The sequence below is a fragment of the Agrobacterium sp. FDAARGOS_525 genome, assembly GCF_003938925.1.
GTDB lineage: Bacteria > Pseudomonadota > Alphaproteobacteria > Rhizobiales > Rhizobiaceae > Agrobacterium > Agrobacterium pusense.
This window is the reverse complement of the sequence record NZ_RKIU01000004.1, coordinates 2,048,114-2,067,890: the sequence shown is the minus strand read 5'-3', so window position 1 is coordinate 2,067,890 and position 19,777 is coordinate 2,048,114. Positions and strand designations below refer to the sequence as shown.

Sequence of the window (19,777 nt, the reverse complement as noted above, 5' to 3'; positions counted from 1 at the left end):
GTTTCTGATCAACACACCTTGCCCGCCGCAATGCGGGCAAGGCCGGGTTTCTCTTCAAGGTAAAAAACGTGGCCGGTTTCCTCATCAAGCGATTGCTGCAGGCGATTTTTGTCGTCATTGCCATCACCCTTCTCGTTTCTTTCGCCATCCGCCTGACGGGTGACCCCGCCGTCACCATGTTCCAGGGCGGCGGCAGCATGACGGAAGATGATCTGGCGCGCATCCGTGCGGCGCTCGGCACCGACCGGCCGTTCTTCGTGCAATATTTCAGCTTCCTGAAGGGCCTCGTGACGCTCGATTTCGGCCGCAGCTTCACCGGCAGCACGCCGGTCTCGCGCCTGATCGCCGATGCCCTGCCCGCCACGCTGCTCTTGGCCTTCATCTCCATGGCGGTGTCGATTGCGCTATCCATCCCGCTCGGCATCAAGGCGGCGACTTCGCGTGGCAAGACGGCAGATCAGGTGATCCGCATCTTCTCGCTCGTCGGCCTTTCCTTCCCGAATTTCTGGCTGGCCACCATGCTGGTGCTGCTGTTCTCCATCACGCTCGGCTGGCTACCGCCAAGCGGCATGGGCGGTTTTGCGAGCTACATCATGCCCGCGGTCACCATGGGTGTGATCCTTACTGCCACCAATGTGCGCCTTGTACGCACGGCAATGCTCGATACGCTGCGCTCGCAATACGTCATGGTGGCGCGCGCCAAGGGGCTCAGTGAAAGCAAGGTTCTCTACAAACATGCGCTGCGCAACTGCGCCATTCCGCTCATCACCTATTTCGGCCTGCAATTTGGTGGGCTGCTTGGCGGCATCGTCGTCATCGAGCGTGTCTTCAACTGGCCGGGCCTCGGCACGCTCGCCTTCGACGCGGTCGGCGCGCGCGATTATCCCGTGCTTCAGGCCGTCATCACCGTGCTGTCGCTGATGATCGTCGGCATCAACCTTCTGGTCGATATCGCCTATGGCCTTGTCGATCCGCGCATCCGCACGGAGTAAGTGACGATGGCTGCCAAAACCTCGCGTCTCGCGCGCTTCACCAATCTCGAATTCGTCCTCGGCGCGTCGCTGACGACAATCATCTGCCTTGCCGTCATCTTTTCCGACGTGCTGTTTCCTGGCGGGGCCGACAAGATCGACCTGATGGCGCGCCTTGCCAAACCCTTCGCCAATGCCGCCCATCCCCTCGGCACCGATCCGCTCGGGCGTGATGTGCTCGCCCGCGTCGTCGCAGGTGGCAAGATTTCGCTGCTGGTCGGTTTCACCTCGGTCATCGGCGCGGTGATCTTCGGCGTCGCCGTTGGCCTTGTCGCCGGTTATTATCGCGGCTTCTGGGATATGCTGGTCATGCGCTTTGCCGATATCCAGCTCGCCATGCCCTTCATCCTGCTCGCCATCACCTTCATCGCCATTGTCGGCGGCAGTCTCACCAACACCATCATCCTCCTGATCGTCTCGCAATGGGTGCAATATGCCCGTCTCGTGCGCGGCTCGGTGCTGACGCTCAGGGAGCGGGAATTCATTCTTTCCGCCCGCGCCATCGGCGTGAAAGACTGGCGCATCATCCTACAGCACCTGCTGCCGAACCTCATCGGCCCTGTCATCGTGCTGATGACGCTCAACGTCGCCAACAACATCCTGCTGGAAAGCAGCCTCACCTTCCTCGGTCTCGGCGTTGATCCGACAATTCCGAGCTGGGGCGGCATGCTGGCGGATGGGCGTACCTATCTGCAGACGGCATGGTGGGTTAGCGTCTTTCCCGGCCTTGCGATTCTTCTGACCGTGCTTGGCCTCAACCTTCTCGGCGACTGGCTGCGCGACAGCCTCGACCCAACAGGCAGAACTTCGAGGTAACCGTGATGAGCCAGATTTTCGACAAGACCTTCGAACGAACGCTGGACGCGCTTGTCGCCAAAGCCGAGCCCGGCCAGTCCTTCGAGGCATGGACCTTCGATGACGCCAAAAGCCGCCGCGAGACTGAAGAAAGGCTGAAGAAAAAAGGCATCTGCGCCCGCATCCGCAGCGCCTACAAGCCGCTTCTCTTCACCTTTCTGGAAGAGATCAATCTGGATGGCGTCGACGCCATCGAAGTGCGTTACCCGGTGCACGAAAACGCCCCCTCCAACCGTTTCCGGCTGGAGGCCTATCCGCTGGCGGCGCTGGTGGGCGATGCGAAGCTGGATTTCATCGCCCGCGAGGACGGCAGTTTCCATTATGAGGTGACGCTGAGCCGCCGTGGCAAGACGGAAACTCTGAAGGTTCTGGCTCCGAACCGGGTTCATACCGATATCGTCGGCGAAACCAATGTCTCGCCAACCGGCTGGTTCCGGCTTGCCGGTGATGCCTCGGGCGAGCGACTGGAGACGGATTACGAACAGCTTTTTGAAGCGGCAATCAGTGCCGTCGCCAACCACGGCTGGGGCGATGAAGAGCCCTATTTCGAGGAACTGAACATCCGTGTTACCCATCCGGCAGAAGATCTGCCTCTTTCCGTTGGTGATGAGGTCGTCAGCCTGCGCGAAGCGCTGCACGAGGATTTCTATTTCTCGCTGCTGGAGTTCTTTCAGAAAAAATCCGGCCGACCGCTGGGTGACCGTGGCCTCAAGCCCGGCCAGATCGTACCGGAAATCGTCAAAAGCGAAGGCGAGATCACCCTTCACATCGAGACCCGCCCGCTCACAACCGCCTTCCTCGATGGCGGCGAGCAACCGATCGATGAGGCGCGCGAACCGGTTGCGGCAGGCCAGCTCGCAGGGCTGCTTGAGGAAATCGGCGGCGAGCCATTCCAGGCGCGCTCCCGCTCCGGCCGCGTCCTTTCCGCCCGTTATGTCGCCGGCAGCGATGCCGCGGTGATGATCAGCGGCGGCCAGCACCCCAACGAGACGACGGGCATCGTCGGCGCCATCCGCGCCGCCCGCAAACTCGCTGATCGCAAGGGCGCGCATTTCACCATCTCGCCGCTCGAAAATCCTGACGGTTACGCCCTGCATCAGCGTCTGCGTGTCGATAATCCGCGCCACATGCATCATGCGGCGCGGTACACCGCCCTTGGCGATGACCTCGAATATCGCACGCCGGAAAATTCGGCTGCGCATCTGAACGAGAAGGAAATCCGTTTCAAGGCGCAGGAAATGAGCGGCGCCAGCCTGCATGTGAACCTGCACGGGTATCCCTCGCATGAGTGGACCAGACCACTATCCGGTTATGTGCCGCGCAATTTCGCCATGTGGACGCTGCCGAAGGGTTTCTTCCTCATCATCCGCCACCATGCGGACTGGGAAAGCCGAGCGGAAGCCCTGCTGGACAAGGTAACCCGCCATCTCGGCGCCATTCCCGGCCTGCTAGACTACAATAACCGCCAGATCGCGCTTTATGAAATCCACGCCGGCGAAACCGGTTTCCGCATCATCAACGGCTTTCCGTGCCTGTCGTCCATCGATGACCGCCACACCGTGCCGATGACGCTGATCACCGAATATCCCGACGAAACCATCTATGGCACGGATTTCATCACCGGCCACACCGCGCAAATGGAAACGGTGCTGTCCGCCTACGATGCCTGGCAGGAAATCCTGTCGCCGCAAGTGGCCTGATACGGCAACCGCCCCGGGCGGGCGGTTCACTTCCCCGGCGTTGTCGCAGCCAGTTTCTGATCGCGCTGTTTTTGCAGCAGCTTCTTGCCCTTGCTGAGAATATGCAGGTTGGCGGCATCAAGCTTGTTATATCCCGCCTGGATAATATCGAGATCGGCCACATGGCCGATGGCGGCCAGCTTGTACATCACGTCGCCAACGGCCACGTCGATGGTCGGTGCAGGTGACGACACGGCGTCCTTGACGGCCGCTTCCACATCCTCCATCGCACCACCAATGGCATGATAAAGCGTCAGCGCCTTGCGCAGAAATGCTTCACGACGCTCGATCCGGTTGTTGAGCCTGTTTTCTCCAACGCGATTGCGCATCAGCTCAACAGCTTTATTCTGATATTCGCCCATCAAGACACCAAATAACGTTCTAAATATGCTTGGGGAGACTACGAAAAATCCCCTTAGAACTGGTTAAAGCTCTGGTTGCGGGACGGCCGGTCGCGCGGTTGCAGGCGACATTTCCCCCGAACTGTTTGACCGCGAAGACCAAGGCCGATGCGGAGCTGAAAAAGGGGCAGGCGCCGGCCTGATTTCCCGATCCGATATGGGCAAGGCGTCAAAGACGCGGTATTGATAACCGTCAGGTTATTTATTACCCCCCTTATTTCATTTTACTTTGATATTCTTAATCATCAATCTGGCAGCCTGGACCGGTGGATGGGAGCCACAGGCGAATTTGGAGGAAACCATGAAATTTCGGATCACCGTGGCGATAGCGGCCATCTGTTTCAGCTCTGCCGCTTATGCAGAAACGATCAAGGTGGGCGTTGTCGGCCCGTTCTCCGGCCCGTTTGCGCTGCAGGGCAAGAACTTCAAGGCCGGCATCGATGCCTGGTTTGCCCTTCACGGTAACAAGGTCGGCAATGACACGGTCGAGGTCGTCTATCGCGATGTGCCGCAGGCCGATCCGGCGCAATCCAAGGCACTGGCGCAGGAGCTGGTGGTGAAGGAAGGCGTGCAATATCTTGCCGGCTTCTATTTTACCCCTGACGCCATGGCCGTCACACCCCTGCTGAAGCAGGGCAACGTGCCGATGGTGGTCATGAATGCCGCCACCTCGGCCATCGTGACCAAGAGCCCCTATGTGGTGCGCACGTCGTTCACCACCTGGCAGACTTCCACCCCCATCGCCAAGGTGGCCTTTGACGGCGGCGTGAAGAAGGTCATCTCACTGGTCAGCGATTATGGCCCGGGCGTCGATGCCGAAAATGCTTTCAAGGCGGCCTTCACCGCTGCCGGCGGCGAAGTGGTTGAAACCATCCGCATGCCGCTTTCCACCAATGATTTCAGTCCCATCATGCAACGTGTGAAGGATTCCGGCGCACAGGGTGTTTTCGCCTTCCTGCCATCGGGCCCGACCACGCTCGGTTTCGTCAAGGCCTTCAACGACAACGGCCTGAAATCCGCAGGCGTCAAGCTCTTCGCGCCGGGTGATCTGACGCAGGAATCCGACCTGCCGGCGCTCGGGGAAGCCGCACTCGGCATGCAGACGACCTTCCATTATGCCATCTCGCATGATTCACTCGAGAACAAGACCTTCGTGGAAGCCGCAACCAAGGCAATCGGCAATCCGAAGGAACTCTCCTTCCCTTCCGTCGGCGCCTTTGACGGCATGTATGTCATCAGCAAGATGATCGAGGCCACTGGCGGCAAGCAGGATGCGGAAAAGGCGGTTGAGGCAGTCAAGGGCCTTTCCTGGACAAGCCCGCGCGGCCCGGTCAGCATCGACCCGGAAAGCCGCCACATCACGCAGAACATCTATCTGCGCGAAGTAGCCAAGGCCGATGACGGCAGCTATTACAACAAGGAAGTCCAGACCTTCGAAAAACAGGGCGATCCGGGTCTCGCCGCCGCGAAGTAACGGCCAGACAGGACAAAATTGCCGGGCCGCCAGTGGCGGCCCGTTTCCGGCCCGGACGGGCATTGCAGCACCGGGAGGAGTTTCTTCATCATGCAGACGGTCTTCAGCATCCTCATCGATGCGCTTGCCTATGGCATGGTCCTGTTCATCATCTCCATCGGCCTTTCGGTCACCATGGGGCTGATGCGTGTGGTCAATCTGGCGCACGGCGCTTTCGCCATGATCGGCGGTTATCTCGCCTCCTATGCCGCCCACGGACTGGGTCTCGGTTATGCGGCTGCGATCCTCGTCGCCATCGTCGGTACCATCGTCATCGCCATACCGCTGGAACGTTTCCTTTATCGCCGCATCTATGGCGCGCCGGAACTGACACAGGTGCTGATGACCATCGGCATCACCTTCTGCATCATTGGCATCGCGAACTTCGTTTTCGGCCCGACGCTGAAGACCATTCCGCTGCCGCAGCAGCTGGCCGGCCCCACCGATCTTGGCTTCCGCACCATCGCCACCCACCGCATCTTCGCCATTGCCTGCGGTCTTGCCGTGGCCGGCGCGCTGTGGTTCACCTTTGAAAAGACCGCCTTCGGCATCAAGCTGCGCGCGGCGGTCGATAATGCCGCCATGGCCGCAGCCCTCGGCGTGCGCACCGAAATCATCTATGCCGTCAGCTTCGCCATCGCCGTCGGACTAGCCGCCATGGGCGGCGTCATCGGCGCGGAACTACTGCCGGTGGAACCCTATTACGCCCTGCGCTACATGGTCACCTTTCTGGTCGTAGTTTCCGTTGGTGGCGCGGGCTCCATTCCCGGAGCGTTGATCGCCTGTCTGCTGCTCGGCGCCATCGATACGACCGGGCGATATCTTGCGCCCGAATATGGCGAATTCTTCTTTTATCTGGCGGTCATCGTGATCATCACGCTGTTCCCGCGCGGCCTTCTTGGAAGGGCGAAATGAGATGGCGGTGCTCATGAACGACGTGACTGAAACGGCAGACATTCCGAAGGCGCGCTCACCACTGCGCGCGCTCGCGGGGCCGCTCCTCATCATCGCCGCCGCTGTTGCCGGTTATTACCTGTTTCCGGATAATCTGGCACTTCTGACACGCATCATAGCCATTGCGCTTCTGGTGCTGTCGATCGATCTCGTCACCGGTTATTGCGGCGTCGCCACGCTTGGCCATGCCGCCCTCTTCGGCGCCGGCGCTTATGCCGCCGGCATCGCCGCCGCCCATTTCGAAATCACCGACCCGCTTCTCATGACCGCCATCGGCGCGGCTGCGGGCGGCGTGGCCGGGCTGCTTTCCGGCGCGGTGCTGCTGCGTGCCCACGGGCTTCCACAGCTTGTGCTATCCATCGCTGTCATCCACCTGTTCCACGAGGCGGCGAACAAGGCTTCAGGCTGGACCGGCGGCAGCGACGGTCTTGCCGGCGTTTCGCCGGACGCGCTGTTCGGCACCTTCGAATTCGACCTCTTCGGCCGCACCGCCTATATCTATGGTGTCTGCCTGCTGCTTGTCGTCTTCCTCGCTCTAAAGGTGGTCGTCAATTCACCCTTCGGCATGTTGTGCCGCGGCGTCAAACAGGACAGCATCCGCATTCAGGCCATGGGCGGCGCCGTCAATGGCACAATCCTGAAGATGTTCGTTATCTCAGGCATCGTCGCCGGCATTGGTGGTGCGCTTAACGCCATCTCCACGCAGGTCGTCGGCCTGGACAGCCTCAGCTTCACGCTATCGGCCGAGGGGCTGGTCATGCTGGTGCTCGGTGGCGCGGGTTCCCTTTACGGCGCGCTGATCGGCACCGTCACCTTCATGTGGTTTGAAGACGTGGTTTCCGCCGCCAACCCGTTTCACTGGCTCACCATTGTCGGCCTGCTGCTGATCGCCGTCGTGCTCTTCGCGCCGCGCGGCCTTTATGGCGCAGGCGAACAGATCATCGCGCGTCTCCGGGGAGGTCGCAAATGAGCGCCATTTTCGAAGTCTCCGGCCTGCAGAAAAATTTCGGCGGCCTCGTCGTCACCAACAACGTCTCGCTGTCGCTTTCGCCGGGAGACCGGACGGTACTCATCGGCCCCAATGGCGCCGGCAAGACGACCTTTGTCAATCTCGTCACCGGCAATATCAAACCGTCAGCCGGCACGGTGCGCATCGCCGGCGAGGATGTGACGGGCCTCAGCGCCAGCCAGCGCGTGAAACGCGGGCTCGTACGTTCCTTCCAGGTTACCAGGCTGTTTCAGGACATGACGCCAGAGGAGCACGTGGCGCTCGCCATTCTCCAGCGTGAGGGAAAGACCGGCCGGATTTTCGGCCGTTACCGTGCCATGCCTGCGGTGATGGGCGAAGCCCGCGACATTCTCGGCACGCTTGGCCTCACGGCCCTCGCCGAAACGAAGGTGCGCGAAATCGCTTATGGCCAGCAGCGGCTGATCGAGATCGCGCTTGCCATGGCGCTTCGCCCGAAAATCCTCTTGCTCGACGAACCTGCCGCCGGCGTGCCTTCCACAGAAACCGCGCGTATCGAACAGGCGCTTGACCGGCTGCCATCCGACCTCGCGATCCTGATGATCGAACACGACATGGATCTGGTCTTCCGTTTTGCCAAGCGCGTCGTCGTTTTGGCCGCCGGCGCCGTCATCTTCGACGGTTCGCCTGATGATGTCACCAGCAATGCGGAAGTCCGCCAAGCCTATCTGGGAAGTTACGCCGATGCCCGCAGCGCCGCTTGAAATCGTCAACCTCACGGCCGGTTATGGCCCGACGAGGGTCATCGAGGGCCTGTCGCTTTCCGTGCCATCGGGCTCGCGTTTCGCCGTGCTCGGCCGCAACGGCGTCGGCAAGACGAGCCTCTTCGCCACGCTGGCCGGCCAGACGAAGCGTTTTTCCGGCGATATCCGCATCGGGGGGCAGGAGATTGGCACCCTGCCAAGTGCTGCGCGCGCCAAGGCCGGCCTCGGTTACGTGCCACAGACCCGTGACGTGTTTCCGACGCTGACGGTGGAGGAAAACCTGTTCGTGGGCCTCAAGGGGCGACCGAAATTGGCGATCGAGGAAGCCTACACGCTGTTTCCGCGCCTCAAGGAGCGCCGCCGCAATCTCGGCTCGCAACTTTCCGGTGGCGAACAGCAGATGCTGTCCACCGCCCGCACCATTCTCGGCCAGCCGCGGGTGCTGCTGCTCGATGAACCGCTCGAAGGCCTCGCCCCCGTCATCTGCGAAGAGCTGATGGCCGCCTTCTCCAAGCTCGCGCAATCCGGCGAAATGACCATTCTTCTCGTCGAACAACGCATCCAGATGGCCATCGACTTCGCCGACCACGCCATCATCATGGAACGCGGCCGCATCGTCTGGGACGGACCGTCGAGCGAACTGGTGGAGAACCCGGATATTATCGATACACATCTAGGCGTGGGTGGGCTGCACTAAGCCAACGCATCGCCATTGCGCGTTCATATATAATCTCCGTCATACCGGCCTTGAGCCAGCATCCAGGCACCCCAAGTCTTTGGGGTGAAGAGACCCTTCGCGCCGCGCCGACGCGCGTCGGCTGGATTCCGGCTTGAGGCCGGAGCGACGGAGGGTGACCGATCATACAAAGCCCCCGCCGTCTCATCTGCCCTTCCTCCGAAAAACCCAATGGAATAAAAATTCCATTGCAGTTAAAGTGCACACGATTTCAATCTGCACCAGGGAACGACAATGACGGCAATCGAGGCGCCAGACTCCGTAAAGGCTTTTGAGGAGCGGCTGCTCCAGGTGGCGGAGGGTTTGCCGAAACGATTGCGGCAATGTGCCGATTATGTCGCCTCCAATCAGGATAGAATCGCCGTTTCCACCGTCGCCGAAATGGCTGAAGGCGCCGGCGTGCAACCCTCGGCCTTCATGCGTTTCTGCCAGATCATGGGTTTTTCCGGATTTTCGGAAATGCAGCGCCTGTTCCGTGATTCCTATGTCGGCGGCTGGCCGGATTATGCCACGCGGCTCGATCATCTGCGCGAAAAGGGCGATGAAAGCGCGTCCGGCCTGCTTGCCGAATTCGTGGAAGCCGGCCGCTCGTCGCTGGAAATGCTGCTGAAATCGGTCGACACCCGACAGCTCGATGAGGCGGTTTCCGTGCTGGCCAAGGCGCGCACCGTGCATATCGTCGGCCTGCGGCGGTCCTTCCCCATTGCCAGCTATCTGGCCTATGCCTTCGAGAAGATGAAGGTGCCGGCGGTTCTGCATAGCGCCGTGGGCGGGCTCGGCAATATCAGTGCGATTTCCCGCGACGACGCGCTGATCGCAATCACCTTTTCCCCCTACTCTACCGAGACGCTGGAACTGGCGGAAACGGCCCGCGCCAAGGGCGTTCCGGTTGTCGCCATGTCCGATTCCGCCGTCAATCCGCTAAGGAAATCCGGCGCAACGCTGCTGACGGTTACAGAGATCGATTTCGGCGCTTTCCGCTCCCTTTCGGCCACGCTCTGTCTCGCCATCACGCTGGCCGTGGCTGTGGGAACACGCAAGACGGCCTGAATATTTTTATTGAAAACGGAAAAAATAGAATTTATGATCCAAATTCATGAAACGGACATTCCACGACTGTCCTTCTCGTGACGGGCCATGTGAGCGGAGGAGGCTCACCGGAGCGGGGATGGCGATAGCTGGCGGCATGGTTGCCTGATCCGCTCGACACATATGAGGCAGACCGCGCCAGCGTGCAGTGCTAAGGAGGAACCTTTTGAAAAAACTTGATCTCATCACGATCGGGCGCTCGTCTGTTGACCTTTATGGGTCGCAGGTCGGTGGCCGTCTGGAGGACATGGCCTCCTTTGCCAAATATATTGGCGGCTCTCCCACGAACATCGCAGCCGGTGCTGCGCGGCTTGGCCTTAACAGCGCCGTCATCACCCGTGTCGGCGACGAGCACATGGGCCGCTTCATCCGCGAACAGCTGGTGCGCGAAGGCGTTGACGTGCGTGGCGTGAAAACCGACCCGGAGCGCCTGACCGCGCTGGTGCTGCTCGGCATTCGTGACCAGAACCAGTTTCCGCTGATTTTCTACCGCGAAAACTGTGCCGACATGGCGCTGAGCGAAGACGATATCGATCCCGCCTTCATTGCCGAGGCGGCCTGCGTCTGCGCCACCGGCACGCATCTGTCGCATCCAAGAACGGAAGCGGCCGTGCTGAAGGCCCTGAAACTTGCCCGCGAAAATGGTGCAAAAACCGCGCTCGATATCGATTACCGCCCCAATCTCTGGGGTGTGGCCGGCCATGGCGATGGCGAGAGCCGTTTCGTGGAATCGCAGAAGGTCACCGCCAAGCTGCAATCCACCCTGCATCTCTTCGATCTGATCGTCGGCACGGAAGAAGAATTCCACATTGCCGGCGGCTCGACAGATACGCTGGCCGCACTGAATGCCGTGCGCAAGGTTTCGAATGCCACGCTCGTTTGCAAGCGCGGCCCGATGGGTGCTTCGGTCTTCACCGGCGATATTCCCGCAAGCCTCGATGACGGGCAGACGGGCGAAGGTTTCCCGATCGAGGTCTTCAATGTTCTGGGCGCTGGTGACGGCTTCATGGCCGGGCTGTTCCGCGGCTGGCTGCGCGGCGAAGACTGGCCGACGACGCTGAAATACGCCAATGCCTGCGGCGCCTTCGCCGTCTCCCGCCATGGCTGCACGCCCGCTTATCCAAGCTGGGAAGAACTGCAATATTTCTTCAAGGCCGGCATTCGCAACAAGGCGCTGCGCAAGGACGAGGCGCTGGAGCAGGTGCACTGGTCCACCAACCGCAAGGGCGATTGGGAGACCATGCGCGTCTTCGCTTTCGACCATCGCATGCAGCTGGAAGCGATCGCCGACGAGCTTGGCGTCAAGCATGAGCAGATCGGCGCCTTCAAGAAGCTTTGCCTCCAGGCCGCGCAAAAAGTTTCCGGTGGTGAGCCGGGCTATGGCATTCTCTGCGACGGACGCCTTGGACGTGACGCGCTGTTTGCCGCCAGCGGCTCCGGCCTCTGGATCGGCCGTCCGGTGGAATGGCCGGGCTCGCGCCCGCTGACACTGGAACCCGATCTCGGCAAGGACTTTGGCGGGCTCTCCGAATGGCCGCTTGAAAATGTCGTCAAAGTTCTGTGTTTCTATCACCCCGACGACACGGATGAGATGCGCGCTGCGCAGGAAGAGACCGTGATACGGCTGTTCGAGGCCGCACGGCGCAACCGCTTGGAAATGCTGCTGGAGATCATTCCCTCCAAGGTCGGCCCGACCGACGATCTGACCGCCGCCCGCATCATCGAGCGTTTCTACGAGATCGGCGTTTACCCGGACTGGTGGAAGCTGGAGCCGATGAAAACCACCGCGGCATGGAAGAATGCCTGCGACGCCGTTAACCGCAACGACCCTTACGTGAGGGGCATCGTCGTTCTCGGTCTCGACGCACCGCAGAGTGAGCTGGAAGAAAGCTTCCGCCTTGCGGCTGGCTTCGATCTGGTCAAGGGTTTCGCCGTTGGCCGCACGATTTTTGCCGACGCCGCCCGCGGCTGGCTTTCCGGCAAGATGACCGACGAGGAAGCGGTCAAGGATATGGCGCAGCGCTATACCAGCCTGTGCCGTATTTGGGATGAGGCGCGCGCCAAAAAGGGAGAGGCAGCGTGAAGACAGTAAGATTGACGGCTGCGCAGGCCATGGTTCGTTACCTGGCAGCGCAGATGAATGAACATGGCGAAACCTATATCGCCGGCATGTGGGCGATTTTCGGCCATGGCAATGTCGCCGGCATCGGCGAAGCGCTTTACGGCATCAGGGACGAGCTGCCGACCTATCGCGGCCAGAACGAGCAGTCCATGGCTCATGCGGCCATCGCCTATTCCAAGCAGCTGCGCCGCCGCCGCGCCATGGCGGTCACCTCCTCCATCGGCCCCGGCGCGGCAAACATGGTGACGGCGGCAGCGCTGGCGCATGTCAACCGCCTGCCCGTCCTGCTGATCCCCGGCGATGTTTTCGCCAATCGTGGCCCGGACCCCGTGCTGCAACAGCTCGAAGATTTCGGCGATGGCACCATGACGGTGAATGACTGCTTCCGTCCGGTCAGCCGCTATTTCGACCGCATCATGCGGCCGGAACAGTTGCTCACCGCCCTCCCCCGCGCCATGCGCACCATGACGGACCCTGCCGATTGCGGCCCCGTCACGCTCGCCTTCTGCCAGGATGTACAGGCGGAAGCCTACGACTATCCCGAAAGTTTCTTCGAAAAGCGGGTCTGGCGCCAGCGCCGCCCCGAGCCCGACGTGGTGGAATTCGAAGAGGCCGTCGCGGCGCTGAAGGCCGCGAAGAACCCCATCATCGTTGCTGGCGGCGGCGTTCATTTCGCCGGCGCAACGGAGACGCTGAAGCGCTTTGCCGAAACCCACTCCATCCCCGTCGTCGAAACGCAGGCCGGTAAATCAGCATTGGCTTGGGATCACGATCTCAATTTCGGCCCCGTTGGCGTTACCGGTGCCGAAAGCGCCAATATCATCAGCGAAAAGGCTGATCTGGTCTTCGGTGTCGGCACCCGCTTTCAGGATTTCACCACCGGCTCCTGGGCGCTATTCAAGAACCCGAACCGCAAAATCCTGGCGCTCAACGTCCAGCCCTATGACAGCGCCAAGCATGATGCGATCAGCCTGACGGCGGATGCCAAAATCGGGCTTGAAAAACTCTCCGCAGCCCTCGGCGCTCACCGTTTTGCAGCGCCGGATGCCGGCCTGAAGGCAGCATGGTTCGAAAAGGCCGATGCCGATACGGCGGCGCCGGGCGAAGAGCACGCAAACAGCCTGCCGACCGACATGCAGGTCATCGGTGCTGTCCAGCGCCAGTCGCGCGACAATACCGTCGTCATGTGCGCGGCCGGCACCATGCCGGGCGAGTTGCACCAGCTCTGGAAATCCAAGCTGCCGCTTTCCTATCACATGGAATACGGCTTCTCCTGCATGGGTTACGAGGTCGCCGGCGGCCTCGGCATCAAGATGGCGGAACCGGACCGCGACGTGATCGTCATGGTCGGCGATGGCTCCTACATGATGATGAATTCCGAGCTTGCCACATCGGTCGCCATGGGCGTGAAGATCACGCTCGTCATTACCGACAACAGGGGTTACGGCTGTATCAACCGCCTGCAGATGGAAACCGGCGGCGCGGAGTTCAACAACCTCTACGCCCATACCAACGTCAATCCGATCGCCATCGACTTCGTCGCCCATGCCGGCTCGATGGGGGCGGATGCACGTAAGGTTTCCACCATAACCGAACTGGAAGAGGCGCTCGCCGCCGCCCGCGCCTCCACCCGCACGACCGTCATCGTCATCGATACCGACCCCTATCCGACACCGCAGGCCGGTGGCCACTGGTGGGATGTCGCGGTGCCTGAAGTCTCAGTCCGCGCCGAAATCGGCCCGGCCCGCGTCCGTTATGAAAACCATGTCAAGGAAAGACAGTAAGATGATCCGTTACGGCACCAACCCCATCGCCTGGTCCAACGACGACGACCGCACGCTGGGCGCCCATATCAGCCTGGAACAATGCCTTGATGAAACCGCCAAGATCGGTTTCGACGGCATCGAAAAGGGTCACAAATTCCCGACCGACCCGGAAGGCCTGAAGGGTGTGCTTTCGCCGCGCGGCCTCTCCTTCGTCTCGGGCTGGCATTCGCTGAACCTTCTGACCGACGATATCGAATCCGAAAAGAAGGCGATGCAGCAGGCGCTTGACCTTCTGAAGGCCATGGGCTCGAAGGTCATCATCGTCTGCGAGACCTCCAACGCCATCCACGGCGCGGACAACACGGCGCTGGTAGACCGTCCGCGCCTTGCGGCCGATGACTGGGCGAAATTCGGCGCAGGCGTGGAAGCGCTGGCCGCCTTTGCCGCAGAACAGGGCGTCACCCTCGTTTATCACCACCACATGGGCACGGTGGTCGAGAGCGAAGACGAGATCGACCTTCTGATGCAGCACACCGGTCCGAAGACGCATCTGCTGCTCGATACCGGCCATTGCCTGTTCGGCGGCGGCGACCCCGTTCGCGTCGCGCAGAAATACATGGGCCGCGTTGGCCATATCCATGCCAAGAACGTGCGCCCGGTCATTGCCGATCAGGTCCGCAATGAGCGGCTCTCCTTCCTCGAAGGCGTTCGCCGCGGTGTCTTCACCGTGCCGGGCGATAGCGAAGGCGGCGTCAACTTCCCGCCCGTGCTGAAAGTGGCGGCCGAGCATGGCTATAGCGGCTGGCTGGTGATCGAGGCCGAGCAGGATCCTGACGTGCGCAACCCGTTCGAATATCAGAGCCTCGGGCTGAAATCGCTGAAGGCGTTTGCGCGCGAAGCGGGGCTGGACAAGGCTCAGGCCGCTTGAGCTGAGCCAAGGAAGGCGGGTGACCTATCCCACCCGTCATACCGGCCTTGAGCCGGTATCCAGCCAGCCCAAGTCCTTGGGCTGAAAAAGTCTTCGCGCCGCGCAGACGCGCGTCAGCTGGATTCCGGCTCAAGGCCGGAATGACGGCAGGGCGCGAAACTACCGAACGACATGTTTGTGCTACACACGAAAAAGGAACGACACCATGACCTCACTTCTGCGCAAGCCGGTCGCGACAAGCGGCAAGGTGCACGATATCACGCCCCAAAGCGCGGATTGGGGTTATGTCGGTTTCGGCCTTTACCGACTGAAGCCGGGCGAGACGGCAGCCGAAAGCACCGGCGACACGGAAGTCATTCTCGTGCTGGTCGAAGGCAAGGCGACGATTTCCGCTGGCGGCAAGGATTTCGGTGAACTCGGTGACCGCATGAATGTGTTCGAGCGCAAGCCGCCGCATTGCGTTTATGTTCCGGCCGGTTCCGAATGGTCGCTGACGGCCACAACGGATTGCACCATCGGCGTCTGCACTGCTCCCGGCGAAAAAGGCAACCGCGAGGCACAGCAGATCGGACCTGACGGCGTGCAGCTGACGGAACGCGGCAAGGGCGCCAACACGCGATACATCTTCCCCATCGCCATGGAAGAACGCGACGTCGCCGACAGCCTGCTGGTAACGGAAGTCTTCACACCCTCGGGCAACTGGTCTTCCTATCCGCCGCACCGGCATGACGAGGATAACTATCCCGACATGACCTATCTCGAAGAGACCTATTATCATCGCCTCAACCCGGCGCAGGGTTTCGGTTTCCAGCGCGTCTTCACCGAAGACGGCTCGCTTGATGAGACCATGGCGGTATCCGATGGGGATGTCGTGCTGGTGCCAAAGGGCCACCACCCCTGCGGCGCGCCCTATGGTTACGAGATGTATTATCTGAACGTGATGGCGGGGCCGATGCGCAAATGGCGCTTCAAGAACCACCCGGATCATGACTGGATTTTCAAGCGCGATAATCCGTAAGGCATTTCGGGCAAACATCGCCGCCTCCCTCATCCCTGTGCCTGTCACAGGGATGAGGGAGTGCGCGAAGACACGTCTTGAGACTGTCTTGGCACACAACAAACGCAATTAACGAATTGTATTAATTCAAATAATTTCGGGAGGAGAACACCATGACCGCTCTTGGCGTGGGCCTTATCGGCACCGGTTACATGGGCAAATGCCACGCGCTGGCGTGGAATAACGTCACGAGCGTCTTCGGCGATGTGGAACGCCCCCGCCTCGTGACGCTGGCGGAAGTCAACCCCGAGCTTGCCGCGAAGAAAGCCGCAGAGTTCGGTTTTGCCCGCTCGACAGGCAACTGGCGCGACCTGCTTTCCGATCCCGAGATCGACGTGATCTCCGTCACCACGCCCAACGCCTTCCACCCGGAAATGGCGATTGCCGCGCTTGAGGCCGGCAAGCATGTCTGGTGTGAAAAGCCGATGGCGCCCGCCTTTGCTGACGCGGTGAAGATGCGTGATGCGGCCCGCCAGTCCGGCAAGGCGGCGGCGATGGGTTACAACTACATCCAGAACCCCGTCATCCGCCACATCCGCCGCCTGATCGACGAAGGTGCGATCGGCAGGGTCTATCATGTACGTGCCGAAATGGATGAGGACTTCATGGCCGATGCCACCCAGCCCTTCTACTGGAAGAGTGAGGCGTCTTCCGGTTACGGCGCGCTGGACGATTTCGCCGTGCACCCGCTATCGCTGCTTTACGCCCTGTTCGGCCACGCACAAAGCGCCATTACCGACATGGTCAAACCTTACGAGACCCGTCCGCTTGCCGGCGGCGGCGAACGCGCGGTTGAGACTCATGATCTCGCGAGCGTTCTCCTGAAACTTGAAGGCGGCATTTCCGCCGTGCTCATCGCCAACCGTTCCGCCTGGGGCCGCAAGGGGCGCATCGCCATTCAGATTTATGGCTCCACCGGCTCGATCCTGTTCGATCAGGAACGGATGAACGAGTTTCAGCTCTACACCACGGATGGACGCCCGGAAGAGCAAGGTTTCAGGACTATCCTCACCGCCCCGCACCACAAGCCCTACGACCGCTTCATCCCCGCCCCCGGCCACGGCCTCGGCTTCAATGACCTGAAGGTCATCGAATGCCGGGAGCTGATCGCGGCGATCGAAGGGAAAAAGGCGCATATCATCGACTTCGAGGAGGGGCTGAAGATCGAGCGCAGCATTCACGCCATGGCACGGTCTTTTGCCGAAGGGCGCTGGGTGGGAAGCGCGGAGATCGTGGAATAGAACGCCCACAACGGGCGAAAACGTCTCCTCCGTCATGCCGGACTTGATCCGGCATCCAGCCACGACGCGTCTGCGCCGTGAGAGGAGTCTTTCGCGATCAAAGACTTGATCGCGCTGGACCCCGGATCAAGTCCGGGGTGACGGTGCGTGGAGGTTCCGACCTTACCCCTTGACCGGCGTCTCCGGCACCGGCGTCAGCACCTTGCCATCCCGGAACCAGCCGAGAATATTGTCGGCCACCAGATCGGCCATCGCATCGCGCGTCGGGATGGACGCAGAAGCGACATGCGGCAACAGGGAAACATTCGGCAGCGACAGGAAGGCCTCCGGCACTTTCGGTTCGGCATAAAACACATCGAGTCCCGCAGCACCCAAAGCACCGCTTTTGAGCGCCTCAAGAAGCGCGTCCTCATCGACGCTGGAGCCACGACCGACATTGATGAAAACGCCCTCAGGCCCAAGCGCGGTCAGGATGTCGGCATTGATCGCCTTGTGCGTCTCCGGCGTGCCCGGCACGATGCAGATCAGCGTATCGACGGCCTCAGCCATCTCCTTCAGCGAAGCGTAATAGGTGTAGGAGAGTTCTTCGCGCTTGCTGCGGGTGTAATAGCCGATCTCCACCTTGAAAGGCTCCAGCCGCTTGGCGATTTCCTGGCCGATGCGGCCCATTCCGAACAGGCCAACCTTGCGGCCGCGCAGCGAAAACGGCGACAGCGCGAACGGGCCTTCGCCGACCCATTTGCCAGCCCGCAGCCAGGTTTCGGCCTGATAGAGACGCCGCACGGTATTGATCAACAGCGCAATCGTCGTATCGGCCACTTCGTCATTCAGCACATCAGGCGTGTTCGTCACCACGATGCCACGCGTGGCGGCGTGTTTGGCATCAACGCCATCGTAACCCACACCGAAATTGGCGATGATCTCGAGCTTCGGCAGCGCGTCGATCCATTTGGCGTTGACGGCGCCGGAAACGGCAATGGCATTGATGCGCTCCGCCGCGCCGTCAGGCAGAACCGGCTCTGCGCCGGCGGGTGCCGTGACAATCTCGACCTTGCCTTCGAGGCGTTCAAGAACGCGCGGATTAATCTTGCCGGGAACGAGAACGACGGCCTTTTTGTCAGACATAAGCGGATATTCCTCCTGATAACATTCCAATAGCCGGAGAGGGTTGCGGGCAAACTACCCGCCATCCTGCTCCATCGGACCGCGATCTTTTCAAACAACGGCTGCCGTGAAAAGGCCAATAAGCGGAAGCTATGGGGGCAGAGCGACGTTTCATGCCGATTTTTTTTAGCGCCCGGCAGCATCATGCAGCCTTTGCTGCGGCACTTGCAAGGTTGTCATGCCGGACTTGATCCGGCATCCAGCCAGCCCAAGTCATTGGGCTGAATGACTGTTTTTCACCGCGTAGACACGCGGCGGCCGGGATTCCGGCTCAAGGCCGGAATGACGGAGGGAGGAAACACCGTAGACGGCGAGGAGCACGTAACCTGCCGTATCCAGGCCTGCGAGGGCGTTACGCTCACACCCGCGGCCGCACCGGCCCGGTCGATTGCCGGATACGCATTTCCGGCTTGATGAGGTGAATGCCGTCAGGTTCATGGCTGCCCGCCAGCCTGTCCAGCAGTGCGCGGGCCGCCAGGCGCCCGACCTCGGCCTGGCCGTTGGAAACGGTGGTCAGCGCCGGGGTGGCGATGGCCGCTTCCTCCAGGTCGTCGTAGCCCGTTACCGAGATATCGACACCCGGCACCAGACCGGCGCGGGAAATACCGTTCATGAGGCCGATGGCAACGAGATCGTTCCAGCACACGGCCGCAGTCGGCTTCTGCGGCAGCGACAGGAAATGCACCGCCGCCTCGAAACCACCCTGCTTGGAGCGCGGGCCGGGAATGCGCAGGTTCGGATCGACCTCGATGCCGGCCTTGCGCAGCGCATTGACGTAACCCTGGTAACGGTCACGGCCCGTGGAAGTCTGGTCCGTGCCGCCGACCATGGCGATGGTGCGGTGGCCGAGGCTGATCAGATGGTTGGTGGCGAGCGAAATGCCGTAGCTGTCGTCGCCGCGATAGGTCGGCATATCAACGCCATCCATGGAACGGGCCACCAGAATGGCAGGCATGCCGTTTTCTTCGGCGAGCGTCATGTCCTCGATCGGCGTGCCGATGGCCGGCGACATGATGATGCCGTCGGAGCCGAGCTGCAGCAGCGTCTCGATGAAGGTGCGCTGCTTTTCAACCGAATCATAATGGTTGGACAGGATGAAGGTCTGGCGGCTGCGGTCCAGCTCGCTTTCAATGGCTTTCAGGATTTCGCCATAGAAGGGGTTCATCACGTCATGGAACACGACACCAACAATGCCGGAGCGCGAGGTGCGCAGGCTGGCGGCACGGCGGTTGTAGATGTAGCCCAGCGCCCGCGCCTGTTCCTTGATCTTGTCCCGCGTATCGGCGGCGACCAGCGGACTGTCGCGCAATGCAAGGGAAATGGTGGCGGTTGAAAGGCCGAGACTTTCGGCGATGGTAGACAGTTTGACCTTTTGGGCCACGGCATTCCTCCCCAAACGCGTGTCAGTGACGGATGGCTCCGTTTAAATCGCAATTAAACAATTTAAACA

Annotated in this window: 17 protein-coding genes; 14 read left to right on the top strand and 3 right to left on the bottom strand. The window is 61.0% G+C overall.

Annotated elements, in window-relative coordinates; all coding sequences use genetic code 11:
* Positions 1-68: 68 nt before the first annotated feature.
* From EGT36_RS26030 to EGT36_RS26020, 3 genes are read left to right on the top strand one after another with little or no spacing between them, the layout of a single operon-like run.
* Positions 69-992: an ABC transporter permease gene (locus EGT36_RS26030; RefSeq protein ID WP_172965715.1), complete on the top strand. Its 924-nt coding sequence runs from the start codon at positions 69-71 to the stop codon at positions 990-992.
* Positions 993-998: 6 nt separating this feature from the next.
* Complete coding sequence (locus EGT36_RS26025) at positions 999-1,847, top strand: ABC transporter permease (RefSeq protein ID WP_004445140.1); 849 nt, start codon at positions 999-1,001, stop codon at positions 1,845-1,847.
* Positions 1,848-1,852: 5 nt separating this feature from the next.
* Positions 1,853-3,586, top strand: coding sequence for a M14 family metallopeptidase (locus tag EGT36_RS26020; protein ID WP_125271344.1), 1,734 nt, complete (start codon positions 1,853-1,855; stop codon positions 3,584-3,586).
* 26 nt (positions 3,587-3,612) lie between these two features.
* On the opposite strand, the gene EGT36_RS26015 is transcribed toward EGT36_RS26020, so the two are convergent.
* On the bottom strand, positions 3,613-3,987 hold the full coding sequence (locus EGT36_RS26015) for a hypothetical protein (RefSeq protein WP_125271343.1): 375 nt from the start codon (positions 3,985-3,987) through the stop codon (positions 3,613-3,615).
* A gap of 340 nt (positions 3,988-4,327) precedes the next feature.
* Here EGT36_RS26015 and EGT36_RS26010 point away from each other — a divergent pair, with 340 nt between their 5' ends.
* The 11 genes from EGT36_RS26010 (at position 4,328) to EGT36_RS25960 (ending at position 17,163) form a co-directional block, all read left to right on the top strand.
* The gene (locus EGT36_RS26010) at positions 4,328-5,500 is read left to right on the top strand and encodes an ABC transporter substrate-binding protein (protein WP_125271342.1); all 1,173 of its coding nucleotides are present in this window, start codon (positions 4,328-4,330) and stop codon (positions 5,498-5,500) included.
* 90 nt (positions 5,501-5,590) lie between these two features.
* Complete coding sequence (locus EGT36_RS26005) at positions 5,591-6,454, top strand: branched-chain amino acid ABC transporter permease (RefSeq protein ID WP_004445147.1); 864 nt, start codon at positions 5,591-5,593, stop codon at positions 6,452-6,454.
* A gap of 1 nt (position 6,455) precedes the next feature.
* The gene (locus tag EGT36_RS26000) at positions 6,456-7,463 is read left to right on the top strand and encodes a branched-chain amino acid ABC transporter permease (protein WP_004445148.1); all 1,008 of its coding nucleotides are present in this window, start codon (positions 6,456-6,458) and stop codon (positions 7,461-7,463) included.
* Positions 7,460-8,224, top strand: coding sequence for an ABC transporter ATP-binding protein (locus tag EGT36_RS25995; protein WP_004445150.1), 765 nt, complete (start codon positions 7,460-7,462; stop codon positions 8,222-8,224). The genes EGT36_RS26000 and EGT36_RS25995 overlap by 4 nt, the downstream gene beginning before the upstream one ends.
* A complete protein-coding gene (locus tag EGT36_RS25990; RefSeq protein ID WP_037092275.1) occupies positions 8,205-8,921 on the top strand; it encodes an ABC transporter ATP-binding protein in 717 nt (238 codons plus the stop codon). The genes EGT36_RS25995 and EGT36_RS25990 overlap by 20 nt, the downstream gene beginning before the upstream one ends.
* Before the next feature lie 273 nt (positions 8,922-9,194).
* Positions 9,195-10,010: a MurR/RpiR family transcriptional regulator gene (locus EGT36_RS25985; RefSeq protein WP_004445154.1), complete on the top strand. Its 816-nt coding sequence runs from the start codon at positions 9,195-9,197 to the stop codon at positions 10,008-10,010.
* A 205-nt stretch (positions 10,011-10,215) separates the two neighbouring features.
* On the top strand, positions 10,216-12,132 hold the full coding sequence (locus tag EGT36_RS25980; protein ID WP_125271341.1) for a bifunctional 5-dehydro-2-deoxygluconokinase/5-dehydro-2-deoxyphosphogluconate aldolase: 1,917 nt from the start codon (positions 10,216-10,218) through the stop codon (positions 12,130-12,132).
* Positions 12,129-13,955: a 3D-(3,5/4)-trihydroxycyclohexane-1,2-dione acylhydrolase (decyclizing) gene (iolD, locus tag EGT36_RS25975; RefSeq protein ID WP_045531615.1), complete on the top strand. Its 1,827-nt coding sequence runs from the start codon at positions 12,129-12,131 to the stop codon at positions 13,953-13,955. Before EGT36_RS25980 ends, iolD begins: the two co-directional genes overlap by 4 nt.
* A 1-nt stretch (position 13,956) precedes the next feature.
* Positions 13,957-14,865, top strand: coding sequence for a myo-inosose-2 dehydratase (iolE, locus tag EGT36_RS25970; protein ID WP_072493023.1), 909 nt, complete (start codon positions 13,957-13,959; stop codon positions 14,863-14,865).
* A 205-nt stretch (positions 14,866-15,070) separates the two neighbouring features.
* The gene (gene iolB / locus EGT36_RS25965) at positions 15,071-15,883 is read left to right on the top strand and encodes a 5-deoxy-glucuronate isomerase (RefSeq protein ID WP_125271340.1); all 813 of its coding nucleotides are present in this window, start codon (positions 15,071-15,073) and stop codon (positions 15,881-15,883) included.
* Between the two features lie 152 nt (positions 15,884-16,035).
* Positions 16,036-17,163, top strand: coding sequence for a Gfo/Idh/MocA family protein (locus EGT36_RS25960; RefSeq protein ID WP_125271339.1), 1,128 nt, complete (start codon positions 16,036-16,038; stop codon positions 17,161-17,163).
* A gap of 162 nt (positions 17,164-17,325) precedes the next feature.
* On the opposite strand, the gene EGT36_RS25955 is transcribed toward EGT36_RS25960, so the two are convergent.
* On the bottom strand, positions 17,326-18,288 hold the full coding sequence (locus EGT36_RS25955; RefSeq protein WP_125271338.1) for a 2-hydroxyacid dehydrogenase: 963 nt from the start codon (positions 18,286-18,288) through the stop codon (positions 17,326-17,328).
* Between the two features lie 397 nt (positions 18,289-18,685).
* The gene (locus tag EGT36_RS25950) at positions 18,686-19,708 is read right to left on the bottom strand and encodes a LacI family DNA-binding transcriptional regulator (RefSeq protein ID WP_003505469.1); all 1,023 of its coding nucleotides are present in this window, start codon (positions 19,706-19,708) and stop codon (positions 18,686-18,688) included.
* Between the last annotated feature and the right edge of the window lie 69 nt (positions 19,709-19,777).

Excerpts from the sequence above, each read along its gene's own strand:
- EGT36_RS26025 (WP_004445140.1), top strand. The coding sequence starts at position 999 with ATGGCTGCCAAAACCTCGCGTCTCGCGCGCTTCACCAATCTCGAATTC.
- EGT36_RS26020 (WP_125271344.1), top strand. The coding sequence starts at position 1,853 with ATGAGCCAGATTTTCGACAAGACCTTCGAACGAACGCTGGACGCGCTT.
- EGT36_RS26015 (WP_125271343.1), bottom strand. The coding sequence starts at position 3,987 with ATGGGCGAATATCAGAATAAAGCTGTTGAGCTGATGCGCAATCGCGTT.
- EGT36_RS26010 (WP_125271342.1), top strand. The coding sequence starts at position 4,328 with ATGAAATTTCGGATCACCGTGGCGATAGCGGCCATCTGTTTCAGCTCT.
- EGT36_RS26005 (WP_004445147.1), top strand. The coding sequence starts at position 5,591 with ATGCAGACGGTCTTCAGCATCCTCATCGATGCGCTTGCCTATGGCATG.
- EGT36_RS26000 (WP_004445148.1), top strand. The coding sequence starts at position 6,456 with ATGGCGGTGCTCATGAACGACGTGACTGAAACGGCAGACATTCCGAAG.
- EGT36_RS25995 (WP_004445150.1), top strand. The coding sequence starts at position 7,460 with ATGAGCGCCATTTTCGAAGTCTCCGGCCTGCAGAAAAATTTCGGCGGC.
- EGT36_RS25990 (WP_037092275.1), top strand. The coding sequence starts at position 8,205 with ATGCCCGCAGCGCCGCTTGAAATCGTCAACCTCACGGCCGGTTATGGC.
- EGT36_RS25985 (WP_004445154.1), top strand. The coding sequence starts at position 9,195 with ATGACGGCAATCGAGGCGCCAGACTCCGTAAAGGCTTTTGAGGAGCGG.
- iolE (WP_072493023.1), top strand. The coding sequence starts at position 13,957 with ATGATCCGTTACGGCACCAACCCCATCGCCTGGTCCAACGACGACGAC.
- iolB (WP_125271340.1), top strand. The coding sequence starts at position 15,071 with ATGACCTCACTTCTGCGCAAGCCGGTCGCGACAAGCGGCAAGGTGCAC.
- EGT36_RS25960 (WP_125271339.1), top strand. The coding sequence starts at position 16,036 with ATGACCGCTCTTGGCGTGGGCCTTATCGGCACCGGTTACATGGGCAAA.
- EGT36_RS25955 (WP_125271338.1), bottom strand. The coding sequence starts at position 18,288 with ATGTCTGACAAAAAGGCCGTCGTTCTCGTTCCCGGCAAGATTAATCCG.